The organism is Microbacterium cremeum (assembly GCF_015277855.1).
GTDB lineage: Bacteria > Actinomycetota > Actinomycetes > Actinomycetales > Microbacteriaceae > Microbacterium > Microbacterium cremeum.
This window is the reverse complement of the sequence record NZ_CP063812.1, coordinates 741845-757267: the sequence shown is the minus strand read 5'-3', so window position 1 is coordinate 757267 and position 15423 is coordinate 741845. Positions and strand designations below refer to the sequence as shown.

Below are 15423 nucleotides of genomic sequence, written 5' to 3'. Positions count from 1 at the left end.
CGCTTCCGCAGGAGAACTCCCGCTCCACAGGACGGATCCCCCGAGCCCGGCCTGCGGAAGGCGCCTTCTCCTGCGGAACGCGCGAGCCCCCTCAACCGGCCCGCCCGCATCGAAGATCGGCCGATCGGCCGATTGTGCGCGCACCGCGACACCGTCATGATCGGCACGTGAGCACCGAATCGCCGCAGACTCCGGCATCCTCGCCCGCGAGTTCCCCTCGTCTTCCGCCGCGCTGGTTCATCCGCACCGCCTGGGTCGTGCACCGCGCGATCTACAACGTCTCGCGCGGGCGGATGGGACTTCGCCCGCCGTCCGCGAAGGTGTGGGGCATGATGCGCCTGCACACGGTCGGCCGCCGATCGGGTGAGCCCCGCCAGGCGATCGTCGCGTACATCGAGGACGGTCCGAACCTCGTAACGATGGCCATGAACGGCTGGGGCGACCCGCCGCCGGCGTGGTGGCTGAACCTGAAGGCCCACCCCGAGGCATCCGTCGACCTCCCCGAGGGCCACCGCCGCGTGCGCGCCCGCGAGGCCGAGGGCAGCGAGCGCGCACGGCTGTGGAACGTCTACCGCACGCTCGAGGGCGGCGACGACCTCGACGCCCACGCAGCGCGACGCTCGCGCGAGACCCCGATCGTCGTGCTCGAGCCCGCGGGCGGCACGCGCTGACGCGGGCCGCCCGGCGGCTCACGTCTTCTTGCCCGGCGGGGTCGGGTTCGTCGGGGGAGTCGAACCCGACCCGCCGGAGCCGCCGCCGCTTCCACTGGAAGCGTCGTCGGTCACGATCGTCACCACTCCCCCGGTGCGCTGGTAGTTCACCGCGCTGTTCGGGAGGAGCCGGATGACGAAACTCTCGTCCTGCTCGGAAAGGTCGTCGCCGACCACCGTGAAGGTGATCGACACCGACGTCTGACCCGGAGCGAACGTGACGGTGCCGCTCACAGGCCCCAGCACATCGCTGCCGAAGGTGGCCGTGTCCCCCGCGTAGGCGGCTTCGACGCCCCACGCGAGGGACAGCGCCCCCTCGCCCGACGACCGTGTGACGGTCACCGTGACGGTTCTGGTGGTGCCGGCCGCACCCTCGGTGACGACCGCGTCGGCGATGGACACGGTCGGCGGGGGCGGCGGCACCCCGGCGTACGCGTCATCGTCGGTCTTGAGCCGGTACTCGTCGAACGACGCGACGATCGCGGCGCCGAGGCCGAATACGCCCTGCCGGCCGTCGCCGAGCGGCGAGTTGAAGGCGAAGGACGCGAGCACGTGGCCGTCGAGGGTGACCGTTGCGACCATCCCCTTCAGCACGAGGTTGAGGACGTGCTCGGAGCCGGCGACGAGCGCCCACGGGATGGACCGGTCGATGATGCGGACGCCGCGCGAGACGTGCCCGATGACGACGCGCTGGCCGGCGGCGTCGATCGCGACGAACTTGTGATCGGATGCCGAATACCAGTCGAAGACGAACCCGGTGAGACCGATCGCCCGGAGCCGGGTCTCGAGCTCGACGTAGCTGAGCGCTTCGAACACCGGCACCACGCCGGCGGCGGGGACGCCGACCAGCGCGATCGCGGTGCCGGAGGCATCCGTCGCCCCCTGCAGGCGCCCGCCGGCGATCGTCCACGTGCCCGTCTGCGGCGACCACACGACCTGCGGGGTGCCCTCGAAGAACTCGGCGCGTTCGATCGTGATCGCCGGGGAGATGACCGTCAGGGCGATGTTGTCGAAGAGGCCGCGCGCCTGGTCGGAGCCGAAGCCGGTCAGCCCCTTGTTGAGCGCCACCTGCTGCCCGTCGAGGATGCGCGGCGCGAACGTGTACGACAGCGCATTGCGCCCGTCGACCGTCACCGTCACGATGAGCCCGTTCACGATGACGTTGAGCTCGTAGTAGGTGCCGGCCTTGACGCCGCCGGGCACCGTGCCCTGCGCGAGAGCCGTCCAGCCCCAGCTCGTGCGGTGCCCGATGACGAGCTTGTTGGTGGACTGGTCGATGCCGGCGAACTTGAAGTCGAGCGGCCCGAAGTAGTCGAAGACGACGTAGGCGTTCGCCTTCCAGCCGGCGGTGGGCTTGTCCATCGAGATCTTCGCCGACAGCTCGAAGTACACGCTCTTGTAGGCGTCGGAGTACCAGACCGCGAGCGCGTCGCCCGAGCTGTCGGTCGCGGTCACCTTGAGGACGCCCTGCTGCACCGTGAAGACGCCGGAGTCGACCGCGAAGCCCTGCTGCGTGCCGTCGTTGAAGTCCGCGCCGCGCAGCGTGTCGCGCCGGCCGCCGGGGATGTTGCCGGCCTGCGGGTCGGTCGGCCCGCCGGTCTGCGTCTGCCACTGGCCGCGGTCGTGCTGCGTGATGAGCCCGAGCTCGCCGTACGGCTCGCCGTTGCGGATCTGCTCGGTGCCTTCGTCGCTCCAGCGCGTGAGGTCGACGCCCTGGCTGCGGCTCAGCGCGTACAGGAACTGCGGCAGCTGGGGCTCGACCTGGCGGCTCACCGTCGCGATGCCGAAGGGCGAGAAGGGCACGAGGTACGAGTTGAACTCGCCGACCCAGTCGATCAGCCGGTCGCCGCCGGTGTTGCCGATCAGGATGTCGAGCCCAGCGCCGCCGAACACGCGGTCCTGGAAGCTCGAGTTGACGCCGTCAGGGGTGTCGTTCAGCCACGTGTCGCCCGCGAGGGTGCAGGTGCCGTTCGGCGTCGCGGCGAGGCATCCGGAGTGCAGGTCGTCGTCGGCGTTGTGCAGGTCGTTGCCCCAGCCGCCCCACAGCGTGTCCTGACCCGTGCCGCCGACGAGCCAGTCGTTGCCGAGGTCGCCGAAGATCACGTCGTTGCCGTCGGAGGGCTGCGTGGTCGTGGTCTGCGTGCAGTTGCCCTTGTTGTCGACCGCGATGCAGGCGGTGACGTGGTTGCCGGTCAGGTCCTCGTGGTTCAGGAAGAAGTGGTGCGGGAACTGCGCGATCGGGGCGCTTCCGGTGCAGGTGTGGCCGCTCGGGGAGTACGACGTGCAGCCCCACACGCCGCCCGCCGCGCTGAAGAGGATCGTGCGCCGCGGGTCGTACTCGTTGTAGAGGTAGAACTCGCCCAGCCGCAGCTCGTTGTGGTTGTTCGCGTGCCACGGGTTGGTGTCGGCACCGAAGTGGAGCACGTCGCCGGGGTTCCACGGGTGGGCGAAGTCGATGTACTCGAGGCCGGCCGGGTCGCCGTCGGCGTCGAAGTGCTGCGCGTAGCCGGCGGTGCCGCCGACTCCGATGGCCTCGGCGCCGCTGATGGCGTCGTCGCCGGCGCCGCCGTGGATCCAGTCGTTGCCCCAGCCGCCGAAGATGATGTCGTCGGAGTTGTTGGCGTCGTAGGTCGGCTGGTTCGCCACGTGGTTCTGGCTCTGGTTGGTGTCGGGGCCGAGGTTGTAGACGGTGAGGTCGACGGACTTGACGAGCTCGCCGGCGACGTTGATCGTGGCGGTCTGCACCTGCCCGGGCGTGTAGATGTACTCGTTCAGCACGTCGCCCTGGCTCGTCTTGGTGTCGGGGTCGATGGTCCGCAGGCGGCGGACGCCGTACAGCGGCTCGGCGTACTCGGTGCAGACGACGGTGGACGCCACCGAGCAGCCGGTGTTGCGGCTCGTGAAGATGCGGCCGTCGTCGCCGAGGATGCCGTCGTCACCGGTGCCGCCCGAGATCCAGTCGTTGCCCCAGCCGCCGATGAGGTCGTCGTTCTGCGCGTCGCCGTAGAGCATGTCGTGGTCGGCGCCGCCGTAGACCGTGTCGTCGCCGGTCTCGCCGTGCACCTCGTCGCGCCCGCCGATCTGGGTGAGCTTCCAGGCGCCGGTCGACGTGTCGAGCACGAGCGAGCAGGTCGGCTGCGTCGGCGAACCGTTGCAGTCTGCGCCCACGCCGAGGCCGAAGTTCTGCGGCACGTAGTCGGGGCCGCCGACGGTGTAGTCGAGCAGGTGCACGCCGCGGACGACGAGGCGCAGCGTGCCCGCTGCGGCGCCGCCGTAGGTGTCGTACACGAAGGTCACGTAGTTCGGTCCGGTCGTGGGGGCGACCCCGATCTGCCCGGTGTTCGCGTTGCCGTTGACGTCGTTGCCGTTCACGCCGACGATGCGGATGATGCGGCCGTTGTCGCCGACGATGGTGTCGGCGTCGCGGGCGTCCATGTCGGCGGTCGCGGTGTTGTCGGCGAGCGAGCCGCCGGTCGTCGGTGTGCTGGCGGGCGCGGTCGGGCCGTTGGTCTGGTCGTTGATGCCGATCCGGGTGCCGGCGCCGCCGAAGATGATGTCGGCGCCGCGGTCGTCACCGGGCTGGTACCAGTCCGCCGGCGTCGGCAGCCCGTCGGGGCGCTCGGTCTGCTGGTCGAGGCTGAAGAAGTCGCTCGATCCGCCGATGATGTCGTCCTGGCCGAGCCCGCCGAAGATGCGGTCGTTGCCGCCGCCGCCCTCGAGGTAGTCGTCGCCGTCCGTCGCGGCTTCGAAGGAGCCCACGACGACGAGCGTGCCGGTGTAGTCGCACACGACGGCGCCGGCGGGCCCGACGCAGCCGAGCGGGGTGCGGCTCGCGCCGGCGTGCACGGTGATCTTCTGCACGCCGTCGCGGTCCTGGTCGGTGGCCCGCGCGAAGGCCAGGTAGGCGTCGCCGTCGCCTTCGAGCACGTCGTTGCCGAGCTGCCCGAAGACCAGGTCGTGACCGGCGCCGCCGGCGAGGTGGTCGTTGCCGAAGCTGCCGGCGCCCTCGGTGCCCGCGTCGATCGCGAAGGTGTGCCACAGCTCGGTGACGTCGTACTCGGCCCACCACGGCGCCCCGTCTGGGTCGCGGTAGGGCCTGGGCACGCCGTTCGTCAGCAGGACCCCCGAGTCGTTCTCGCTCGGCGCGGGCATGCCCGGGCACACCGCGGTGGGGATGTCGCTGCGCGAGTAGAGCAGGGTGCCGCACAGGCTCTGGAACCGGCCGTTCGTCCAGTCGCCCGGCGTGCGGACGAAGTGCACGTTGTCACCGAAGAGGATGTCGTCGGCCGCGTCGCCGTCGCCGAGGTCGTGGCCGGCGCCGCCGACGATGACGTCGCGCCCGAGACCGCCGAAGATCGCGTCGTCGGCACCGCGCTGCAGGTTGCGGCTCTCGATCGAGACGATCGTCGAGACCGCCGTGGTCTGGATCTTCTGCAGACGCGCGTCGGGCTCGTTGGTGTCGGCGGTGTTCCAGGCGTTGGGGCCGTTCTGGATCACGACCCCGTGATCGCCGAAGAGGATGTCGTCGAAGGCCTGGTCGGGGCCGGCGGGCACCGTGGCGCCGCGAGCCGGGTCGTCCTCGCCCCACAGCAGGTCGCGGCCGGCGACGAGGAGGTCGTCGCGCACCGGCGACGGGTAGGGCTGGATCGTGGTGCCGTTGTTGAGGTAGCCGGCGCCGGTGACGCTGGGCTTCGGCGAGCGGTCGGTCACGGCGATCTCGAGCACGCGGCTGAAGATGTCGACGTTGATGCCCGAGTCGCCGTAGATGTGGTCCACGCCGCGCATGCCGCGGATCTCGTCGTCGCCCGAGCCGCCGGCGAGGTGGTCGCCGGCCTGGCTGCCGATGATGAGGTCGTCGCCGAGGCCGCCGTAGGCGGTGATGCCGACCGACGGCAGGTTGCTGCACGTCGCGTTGCACACGATGTTCGCGAACAGGCCGCTGGCGTCGATGATGTCGTTGCCGGCGTGGTCGTACGGGTCGGCGAGGCCGAACAGCCACTCGTCGTCCTCGTTCTCGGCATCCGGGATGTGCGTGAACGGGTCGAACGGCTTCGGGCCGAACTCCATGCCGAGGACGTCGCCGGTGCGACCGGAGTACCAGACGCCGTCCTGGGACGTGTCGCCGTAGATGACCAGCGGCGAGTTCGGTCCGGCGGTGTTCGCCTGGTCGCACGGCACGGTGCGCAGGCCGTCCGTCGAGTCGGGGTCGGCCGGGTCGATGGGGGCGGTGAGGTTGCAGACGGTGATGATGTCGCCGCCGATCCGCGGGCCGCCGTCCTTGGCGCCGTCGAGGGCGCTGACGGTGAGGAAGGTCGTGAACCAGGTCGCGATGCCGTTCACGAGCTTGACGGTGGGCTGCAGCGCGGTGTGGGCGAACGTCATGACCGTCGCGGTCAGCGAGGCGACGGTGTAGATGCCCGGGAGGCCGCTGACGCGCACCTGCATGCCCACCCGGAATCCGTCGGTCAGGAACGAGCCGGACGAGCGCGTGAGCGAGTTGTGCCGGACGGTGAACTGGCCCGCGGCGGTCACCTCGAGCGGCTTCGCGACGTGGACCGAGACGTTCTGGATGCCGGGCGTCAACGTCGTGCCGCCGGGAAGCAGCGGACCGCTGAGGTACATGATGGCGCCGACGCCGCAGCCGGGGAACGCGTCGGCGAAGGGGCACGGCGCATTGCCGAAGCCGAGGATGAGGCGCGTGAAGCTCTCGCCGGCGAGCTGGATGTGCTGGAAGCCGGCGCCGTACGGGTTGCCGGCGACGTACCCGCTGCCGGGGAGGGCGCCGGTGTACGACCACGGCAGGCCGTCGAGCCGTGTCACGGCGAGCGCCGAGCCGGCCGGCACGCCGGGACCGGCGACCGGGACGGTGACGCTCATCTCGAACTCGTTGCGGATCGGGGCGTTGCCGCCGCCGTGGACCGTGGTGAGTCCGCCGTGCGGGCCGGGGACGTAGACCGTGCGCGTGCCGCCTGCGACGCCGGCGAGGCTGTCGCCGCGCGCGAGCGTCAGGGTCGTCGCGGTGACGCCGACGATGCGCCATTGGCCGACGACGTTCTGGATGCGCAGCAGCTGGCCGACCACGAACCCGTCGGCGATCCAGCTCCCGCTCGAGCGCGTGATGGTGCCGCCGTCGCTGCCGACCGCGGTGATCGTGACGCCGCCCGTGAAGGTGACGGGCACGTCCGCCGCGGTCACGATGCGGGATGCCTGTCCGGTGGCGGCCGTTCCGCTCAGCAGCTGCAGGTACATGACGGTGTTGTCGGTCGTGTCTCCGGGGAAGTCGTCGCCGAAGCCCACCACGCGGAACTGCCCCGTCATCCCGCTGATCGTGACGGTCTGGCCGATCAGGAAGCCCTGCGCCTTGAAGTCGAACGGCGTCGGGCGCGACAGGCGGTGCGTCGTGCCGACGGGAAGGCCTGCACCGGCTCCCTGCGTCTGCAGGACGACGGTGCCTGTGAGCTTCACCGGCACGTCGGGCTGCAGCGTGCCCTGGATGTCGAGCCGGTCGTTGCCGGAGCCGAGCAGGAGGTTGACGACCTCGATCGTCGAGGTCGCGGCATCCGTCTGGTAGACGCCGTCGACGAACTGCACCGAACCGAACCCGATGCCGCCCGCGAACACCTGCGGCTCGCCGAACGTCTCACCCGAGTCCCCGCCGTACGCCGCGCCGAAGTCGAGGTCCTTCGCCATGCCGAAGCCGGTGAGGCCCGTCTTGGTCATGACGCCGCGGCCGTGCGCGACGCTGGAGTCGTTGTAGATCGTCAGGACGTCGATCTGCTTGGACTCCGGCGCCTGCGTGGCGATCGCGAACAGCGGTCCGTCCTGTTCGCCCGGCAGCTTCAGGCCGAGCTCGAGCGAGCGGTCGGCACCGGTGACGCCGCCCTCGACCGCCAGCGGTCCGCGCAGCCGCGAGAGCAGGTGCGTGTTGGCCGGGAAGACCTTGACGCCCTGACGCTGGATCGGCTGCGTGAACCACGTGTCGGCCTGCAGTTCGATGTACTTCTCGGTGGCCCAGTCGCCGGCGAAGTGCACGACGGCGGCGATCCGCTCCACGGTGAACGAGCCGCCCGACAGGAACGCGGCGAGCGTGTCGCCCGAGCCCTCCAGGCGCAGCTCGAGGATGTTGTCCTTCGTGGCGTTCGTGCCGCGGATGACCGCGATCTTGGCCCGGATGCACGTGCCGCCCTGGCAGATCTGCACCCACTGCCCTTCGAGGAAGCCCTCGGTGAGCCATCCCGGCGCCGACGGGTCGCGCACGAGCCGCCAGCCGGTCGTGGCGGTCCCGGCCTGGATGGTCGCGGCGCCGTCCCACGTGCCGACGCGCGTGAGGATGTTGATGCTCGCGCCGGTGCCCGAGCCGCAGCCGCCCACGGGCGAGGTGACGGTGATCGTCGACGCCGAGACGGACTGGATCGTGAAGATCGCGGGTCCGCACGACGAGATCGTGATGCGCTGCCCGGCCGCGAAGCCCTCGTCGAGGAAGCTGCCGAGGTCACTGCCGTTCGCCCGCGTGATGAGGGTGCCGGCGAAGGTCAGGTTGCCGAGGAACCGGCGGCTCGGGACGTCGCCGCCGATGACCGCGTAGTCCGTCGGCGAGACCGCGACGCCGCCGACCGAGACGACGTCTGCGAGGCCGTCGGTCACCAGCGCGATCTGCACCTGGCCGTTGGGGGCCTTGGTGAGCCGGATCGTGTAGCCGTCGTTGCACTGCACCGGGTTGCCGCACGGGAGGATGACCGTGTCGGTGCCGGTCGGGATCGACACGACGTTCGGCGTCTCGTCGTCGTAGACGAGCACGTCGGTGCGCTGCAGGCCGCTGCGCAGGTTCGGGAACGGGTAGGCCGCGGCGACCGCCGGGAGCGTGCGCGTGAGGTCGAGCGTGTAGCTGATGACGGCGGTGGTCGGGTCGCCGGGGTCGCTGTTGGTGCGCGCACGCACGACGATCCGCACCGGGTCGTCCCAGTTGGTGGCGTCGAACCAGACCGAGTACCACGTGCCGGTCGCGTCGACCACCATGACCCAGCGCGGGTCGAGCGGGTTCGACGGGATGCCGCTCAGGTCGAGCGTCACGAGGCGCTGGCTGTCGGCATCCATCCAGATCTTCACCCACACCCGGTCGGTGCCGTTGGGGGCCTTCGCGAGCGAGAGCAGGATGTCGTCGGTGCGCTCGGTGAGCGCCGACCCCTCGATGACGATCGTGCGGCCGTCGAGATCGGTGCCGCCCGGAGTCACGGGCACGGCGTAGACGCCCGGGGTGTCGTTGTCGTAGACGAGCGCGTTCACCTGGCGCACCGCCGCACCGTGGAAGCGGGCGTCGGCCGAGATGACGGAGTGCTGGATGACGACGATCCGGTCGCCCTCGGCGCGGGTGTCGTCGACCGCCCACAGGTACACGCGCTGCCATTGGCCAGCGGCCGACCCGGCGAGGTAGGTGAGCACGACGGCCCGGCCGTTCTCGTCGACGAACTGGCCGTTGACGACGTAGTGGCGCTGGAACTCGGATGCCTCGTCGCACTGCGCGTCGGCGGTGCCGACGCACAGCCACACGGTGTCGCCGATGCCGTTGGGCAGCGGTGCCGGGTTGATGAGGGTGCCGTTCGCCTCCTGCGACGGCGACCACGCGGCCGAGACGGTGACGTACACGTTCGCCGTCGGCGACACCGCGAGCGACACCTCGTAGTAGGCGTAGCTCTTGATCGGTCCGGTGCCGCCGCCCTCGCGGACGTTCGTGCCGCCGGTGGCCTCGCGGATGACGACGATGCCCTGGTTGCCGGTCGCGACGTTGTACGGCACGCCGTCGGTGGGCAGACCGTTGTAGCCGGGGTCGTTCGGCGCCGTCACGATGTGGTCGACGGCACCCGAGAGCCCCTCGAGCTCGCGCGTCACGATGTCGGCGGTGACGTCGCCGGCGACGTTGATGCGGTCGGAACCGAGGCCGCCGATCACGCGGTAGGCGACGCCGAATGCGGTCGACAGGACGAAGAACTCGTCGTCGCCTTCGAGGCCGTCGATCTCGAGCACCTCGATGGTCGTGTACTTGACGTTGAGCCCGGCGCCGTAGACGGCCTTGTCGGTGATCGCGAAGTCGTCGGCGAACTCCGTGCCGAGCACGACGAGCTTGTCGAACCCGGTGCCGCCGTCGACGTTGACCGGCGCGTTGACGTTGTACTGGACCTCGTCCTCGCCGCCGCCGGCGCGGATGTCGAGCGGCCGTGCGGTCGAGAATCCGAGGCCGATCACGGGCACGGCGACGCCGTTCGCGTCGAGCGGGATGACGTCGTCCTCCCACATCGTGTGGTCGAGGTCGACGTTCGAGCCGGGTGCGTGGGTGAAGGTCATGTGCGCGTCGGCGTTGTTGCAGACGCCGTCGCCGTTGTTGTCGTAGCGGATGTAGTTCGCGATGCCCTGGTAGGTGCCGATGACGCACTGGCCGCCGACGGCGGTCGGGAACTGGCCGCCCGCGGGGCGGAAGTCGACGTCGAGCAGGCCGCAGCCGGCGATGTTGTCGGCGCTGGTGTCGCAGACCGCCGCGATCGCGAAGGCCCGCACCACGAACAGGTCGTTGTCGTCGTCGCCGTTGAGCTGCACCTCGGCCTGGTTCGAGTACACGGTGAACCGGTCGTTGCCGGTGCCGCCGGTGACCAGCAGCGGCGCGTGCGTGCCGGGGCTCAGCCACCCTCGGGTCGTCGGGATGAGCGACGGGAACGTGTCGGCCGGCAGGAGCGCACCGCCGTCGGGCGCCGACTGGCCGTCGCGCTGGGTGCCGAAGATCTGGCCGATCTGGAACTGATCGTCGCCCGCACCGCCGTCGAGCGTGATGGTGGCCTGCGTGTCGTCGACGAAGAAGGCGTCGTTGCCGCCCTGGCCGTAGACGGTGATGCGTCCGTTGAGCGCGCGGTCGTAGTTGATGCGCTGGACCATCCAGCTCGGCTCGTTGCCGGCGATGCGGTCGCGGTACAGTCCGAGGCCGCCGTCGCCGCCGTCGCCGGCGGTGCCGTTGCCCGCCAGCAGAGCCACGAATGCCGGGTGGTCGGCCTGCTCGGTCGGCGTGCCGCACGCGCTCGGGATGCCGCCGAGAAGCGTGAACGGCGACTCGTTGTCGATGCACTTCAGCGCCCGCAGCAGCCAGATGTCGTCGACCGGCTTGCCGGCGCCGTTGTAGCCGGCGGCGGTGTTGTCGTAGCCGTAGATCGCGAGCTCGTCGACGCCGTGGTTCGCGGGGCCGGAGTCGAGCACGTTGATGACGTAGTTGCGGAGGCTGCCGTGGCTGCCGTTGGTGTACACGGCGTAGTAGTCGGTCTCGCCCTGGCCGTCGAGGTTGAGCGCGTGGCCGGCGCCGTTGCCGTTGCCGATCGTGCCGGCGGTGCCCTCCTGGAGGCCGGTCGGGCTGGTGACGACGTCCATCGACTGGAGGTACCAGACCGTGATGCGGTCCTCGCCGTCGGCGGTGTTGGAGGCGAGCGTCGCGTTGCCGTGGATCGTGGTCTTCGACCCGAGGAAGATGTAGCCCGGGCTCCCCCACGTCGTCTTCGAGCCGGGCTGCGCGGTGTCGAGCCCCGACGGGTCGCCGAGCTGGATGATGTCGACGTCGCTGCCGCCCCACACGTGCGTCTGGCGTCCGGCGACGGGATTCGCGGTCGAGGGTGCGCAGCTGCCCATCGGCTCGTCGCCCGGGCCGCCGGCGGTGACGTTGCAGTCGGCGATGATGCGACCGCGCAGGATCATCGACGTGCCGTACTCGCCCGCACCGCCGCCGGTGTCGGCGTTGCCGAAGTCGCCGCGGATGTCGATCGACAGGTTCGCGAGGATCTGGCTGTTCTGGTGGAGCGTGACGTCGTCGCCGACGCGGAGCTCGACGCTGCCGACCTCGGCGAAGATCGTGCCGTTCGGGACGATGCGCGGTGCGTCGGCGTCGGAGTTCGGGCCCCGGGTGCCGGATTCCGCGAAGCGGGCGGTGCCGCTGTGGATGAGATACAGGTCCTCGTCGGTCTGCGACGTCTCGCGGACGGTGAGCCGGATGTTGCCGGTGAGCGAGTGCGCGAGCACCAGCCGCAGGTACGAGTCGGTCTCGGTGTAGTAGATGCCGCCCGTGGCCTCGAGCCCGACGTCGTCGCCGGCGGACGCGAGTGCGGGGTCGGATGCCCCGGTCACAGGGTTGTTGCCGCAGTTCGTGTACGTGCAGCCGAACGGGGGCGCGCGTCCCGAGTCCACCATGACGTCCTTGGACTGCAGGCCGATCGACCCGCCGTTGGCGTCGATGTCGACCGAGTCGGCGCGGATGTTGTCGGTGTCGTCGAGCTTGGCGTTGAGCACCGAGCCGTCCACGGTGCGCAGGCCGGCGTTGCCGGTCGCCGTCGACGAGTTGCCCGCGGTGTAGATCTCCCACAGCGGCATGTCTCCGGTGAGCTCGTCGAGGTAGATGCCCGCGGTCTGGGCGTCGTTCGAGTCGAGGTCGTAGGCCTTGAGCACACCGTCGCTCACGTCGTCCCACGTCGGGTCGAGCACGGCGGTGTTGATCTCGAGCCAGTCCGTCGGCAGTCCGATGCCGCCGATACCGCCCGCCTCACCGGCGAACATCGTGATGTTGATGCCCGTGACGTCGATCGTGGGCCGGCTGTCGGCATCCAGGATCCGCATCGGCGAGTGCAGCTCGACGTCGCCGTTTGTGGAGTGGATGTGTCCGACGAGCATGTCGCCGGCGAGTTCCGTCGCCGTGATGTCGCCGTTGGTGCGGAGGAAGATCTGCGCGACGTTCACCGCCATGCCCGGGTCGTCGACCGGCCCGGTGTGGCCGCCGCCGGTCCACGCGACATCCGTGTTGATCACGATGTGGATCGTCGTGTCGGGCGTCGTGTCGGCCGTCACGGTGTGCGTGCCGCTGTCGATCGACGTCGTGTAGCAGGTCTTGGGCTCCTGTCCGCCGGTCGTCACGTGGCAGATGTCGATGTCGTCGCCGGCGCGCACCTCGGTGAAGTCGTACGTCGAGTCGATCTCGCCGTCGTTGTCGGTGCCGAGCGCGCGCAGGATGTGCGCGAGATCGGCGTTGGACACGTCGGGGCGGAAGTGCGTCTCGTACTGGCCCGAGCCGGTGCCGCAGTCGCCCGGGTAGGGGCCGGCGCAGTCGCCGCGCTGGATCGAGTTGCCGTCGTTGATCGCGGGCGTGAAGGTCGACGGGAACGTGAAGCCGTAGTAGGTGGAGGTGGCCGCCGGCTCGTAGAGGTCGACCACGACCAGCACGAGGCCGCTCAGGTCGTTGCCGTTCTTGGAGTCGTTGAGCACGACGTCGACGTCGTCGCCGGCGCGGATGCGGTCGATCACGATGGTCGCGGGAGTGCCGAGGGCGGTGTCGGTGCGACGGAAGTACGTGAGGTCGACGACCACGTCCTTGCCCGCGTCGAGCGTCACGATGGGGGCCTTGTCGCACGGCGCGCTCCCCGGGCAGAAGTCGGGGTCGGGGTGGAGGTAGTGGACGAGCTCGATCTCGATCGGGTTGCGCACCGGGTCGGGGTTCTGGTGCGTCGGGCTCTGGTGCCCGATGCTGCCGTGCGGCGCGTCGATGTCGATGATGTTGGTGCGGATCAGCTCGTGACCGCTGCCCGACAGGATGTCGCCCGAGGCGTTGAAGATCTCGGTCTCGCCCAGCGGGTTCTCGATGTAGTCGTCGAGGCGGATGAAGGGGTTGCGGACGGGGCACGCGAAGGCGCACGTGTTGTGGATCTGCACGTACGTGGGCGGGAACGTGTACTCGATGTCGAAGTCGAACGTCGTGTTCGGGTCGGCCTCCGGCAGCGACGCGTTCGCCGCGGCGCCGTTGTTCCAGATCTCGTCGACGCGAATGTCGATGCGCGGCGGGCTCTGCGAGTTGACGACGTCGATGATGTTGGTGACGAGGTTGAGGTTCGACGCGTTGATGATGCGCACGAAGTCCCACGTCTGCTGGAACTCGAACCGGCCGACGCCGCCCCAGATGTTGCCGTCGGGGCCGCCCAGGAGCGACAGGTCGTTCGCGAGGAAACGGGCGCGGGCTCCGCGGTCGTGGACGATGTCGTCGACCGTGATGGTGGTGCCGGTGAGAGTGCCCTGCGTGTGCGTGTCGGTGAAGGGGTTGTCTTCGAAGCAGTGGCCCTGGTCGTCGCACACGCGCACGTTGACGATCTCGACGATGGCACCGCTGCCGTCGATGACGAGGATCGGGTTGGGCTCGCCGAGCATGATGACCCGGACCTCCCAGAAGATCTCGCGGCGCAGGGAGCCGTTGTCGCCGACCGCGTCGCCGTCGTTGCCGAAGTCGAGGAAGCCGTCGGAGGTGTCGGCGTGCCGGCGCATCCGCTGGATCTGGTCGTTCACCTGGACGGTCAGGTCGGAGGTGGTGATGACGGCGAGGTTGCGACCGACGACCTTCGCCTCGAGCGTCGGGTGGATGCGGGCGTACGAGTCGGTCGCGCCGCCGCCGCAGTCGCACTCGGCGAACGCGTCGGAGTTGAAGTCGACGCCCAGCCACTCGGCGAGGATCGCGGTGTCGACGTGGCCGACGATCGCGACGTTCGCGAGGAGGGTCGCGCGGGTGAAGCCGGTCACATTGATCTCGGAGTCGGCATCGGAGTCGGCGCCGAGCGCGATCGCGTACGTGGAGGTGTGCGCGTACGCCCGGGCCGAGTCGACGAAGGCGCCGATGCGGACGTGGCGACCGGTGAGCGACCCGCCGACGGTGGTGAGCGTGTCCGCGTCGTCGGCACCGCTGCCGATCAGGACGTTCGCCTCGGTCTCGGCGGAGGCGCCCAGACCGCCGACGTCGGCGACCGAGTCCGAGAAGCCGTCGAACGACGTGTGGGATTCGACGGCCAGGCGATCGCCGGCCTTGAGCGTGCCGTTCGAGGTGGTCTTCGTGGAGTAGCCGCCGCGCGCGTCGGTCGAGCCGAACGAGCCGCCGACGAGACCGCCCTGTTGCGTCGAGGCGAGCACCTTGGGCCGCAGGTCGCTGTACGCGGCGATCGTCAGGTCGTCGGTGGCGGTGATGACGGCGGCGGACTCGATGGTGAGGTCGTTGACGATGAACGTCGAGGCGCGGGCGTCGGAGTCGCCGATCGAGATCGCGCCGCCGCCGGCGTTGCCCGCAACACCCTTCGCGAGCGCCGTCGCGTGCGTGTTGATCGTGACGTCGGTGCCCGTGATGTGCGCGCCGCCGCCCACGGTCACGTTCACCGTGACGGTCGTCCGTGCGCTTGAGCTGGCCTTCGAGACGTTGATCGCGCCGCCGCCGCCACCGGCCGCGGAGGCGGAGATCACGCCGTCGGTCGAGCTCGTGGCGCCCGAGGGTCCGCCGATGCCGCTGAGCTTCTGGGTGCCGCTCGTCGGTGTGAGCTGGAGGATGAGACGCTGGATGCCGCTGCCCGAGCCGGTGAGGTTCACGCCCTCCACGCGGAACACGTGCGGGTAGGCGCCGCCGCCGGTGAGGTTGACGGCTCCGCCGTTGAACGTCTGGGAGAGCTGGAAGCTGGAGCCGTCGGCACCGACGACGTAGTAGCCGTGACCGTCCTGCAGCGGACCGAGCGCCCGGGTCGTCGTCGCGTTCAGCTGGTGGCGCACCGTCGACGGGCTCGCACCCGGGTTCAGCGAGATCGCCACGACGCTCGCGCTGCCGACCGCACCGTCGTCGCCGCCGATACCGCCCGAGAACGAGCTGTTGCAGACGCCGTTCGCACCGAGCGCGATG

The 15423-nt window shown here is 70.2% G+C and carries 2 protein-coding genes (1 of these 2 running past the window's edge); one reads left to right on the top strand and one right to left on the bottom strand.

Annotated elements, in window-relative coordinates:
- Window positions 1-167: 167 nt before the first annotated feature.
- A complete protein-coding gene (locus IM778_RS03170) occupies window positions 168-671 on the top strand; it encodes a nitroreductase/quinone reductase family protein (protein WP_194410652.1) in 504 nt (167 codons plus the stop codon).
- Window positions 672-689: 18 nt separating this feature from the next.
- Here IM778_RS03170 and IM778_RS03165 read toward each other — a convergent pair whose 3' ends face one another.
- Window positions 690-15423 carry the final stretch of a Calx-beta domain-containing protein gene (locus IM778_RS03165; RefSeq protein WP_194410651.1) on the bottom strand. The gene runs 16934 nt beyond the window's last position, so only the last 14734 of its 31668 coding nucleotides appear in the window; its start codon lies beyond the right edge, outside the window; its stop codon occupies window positions 690-692.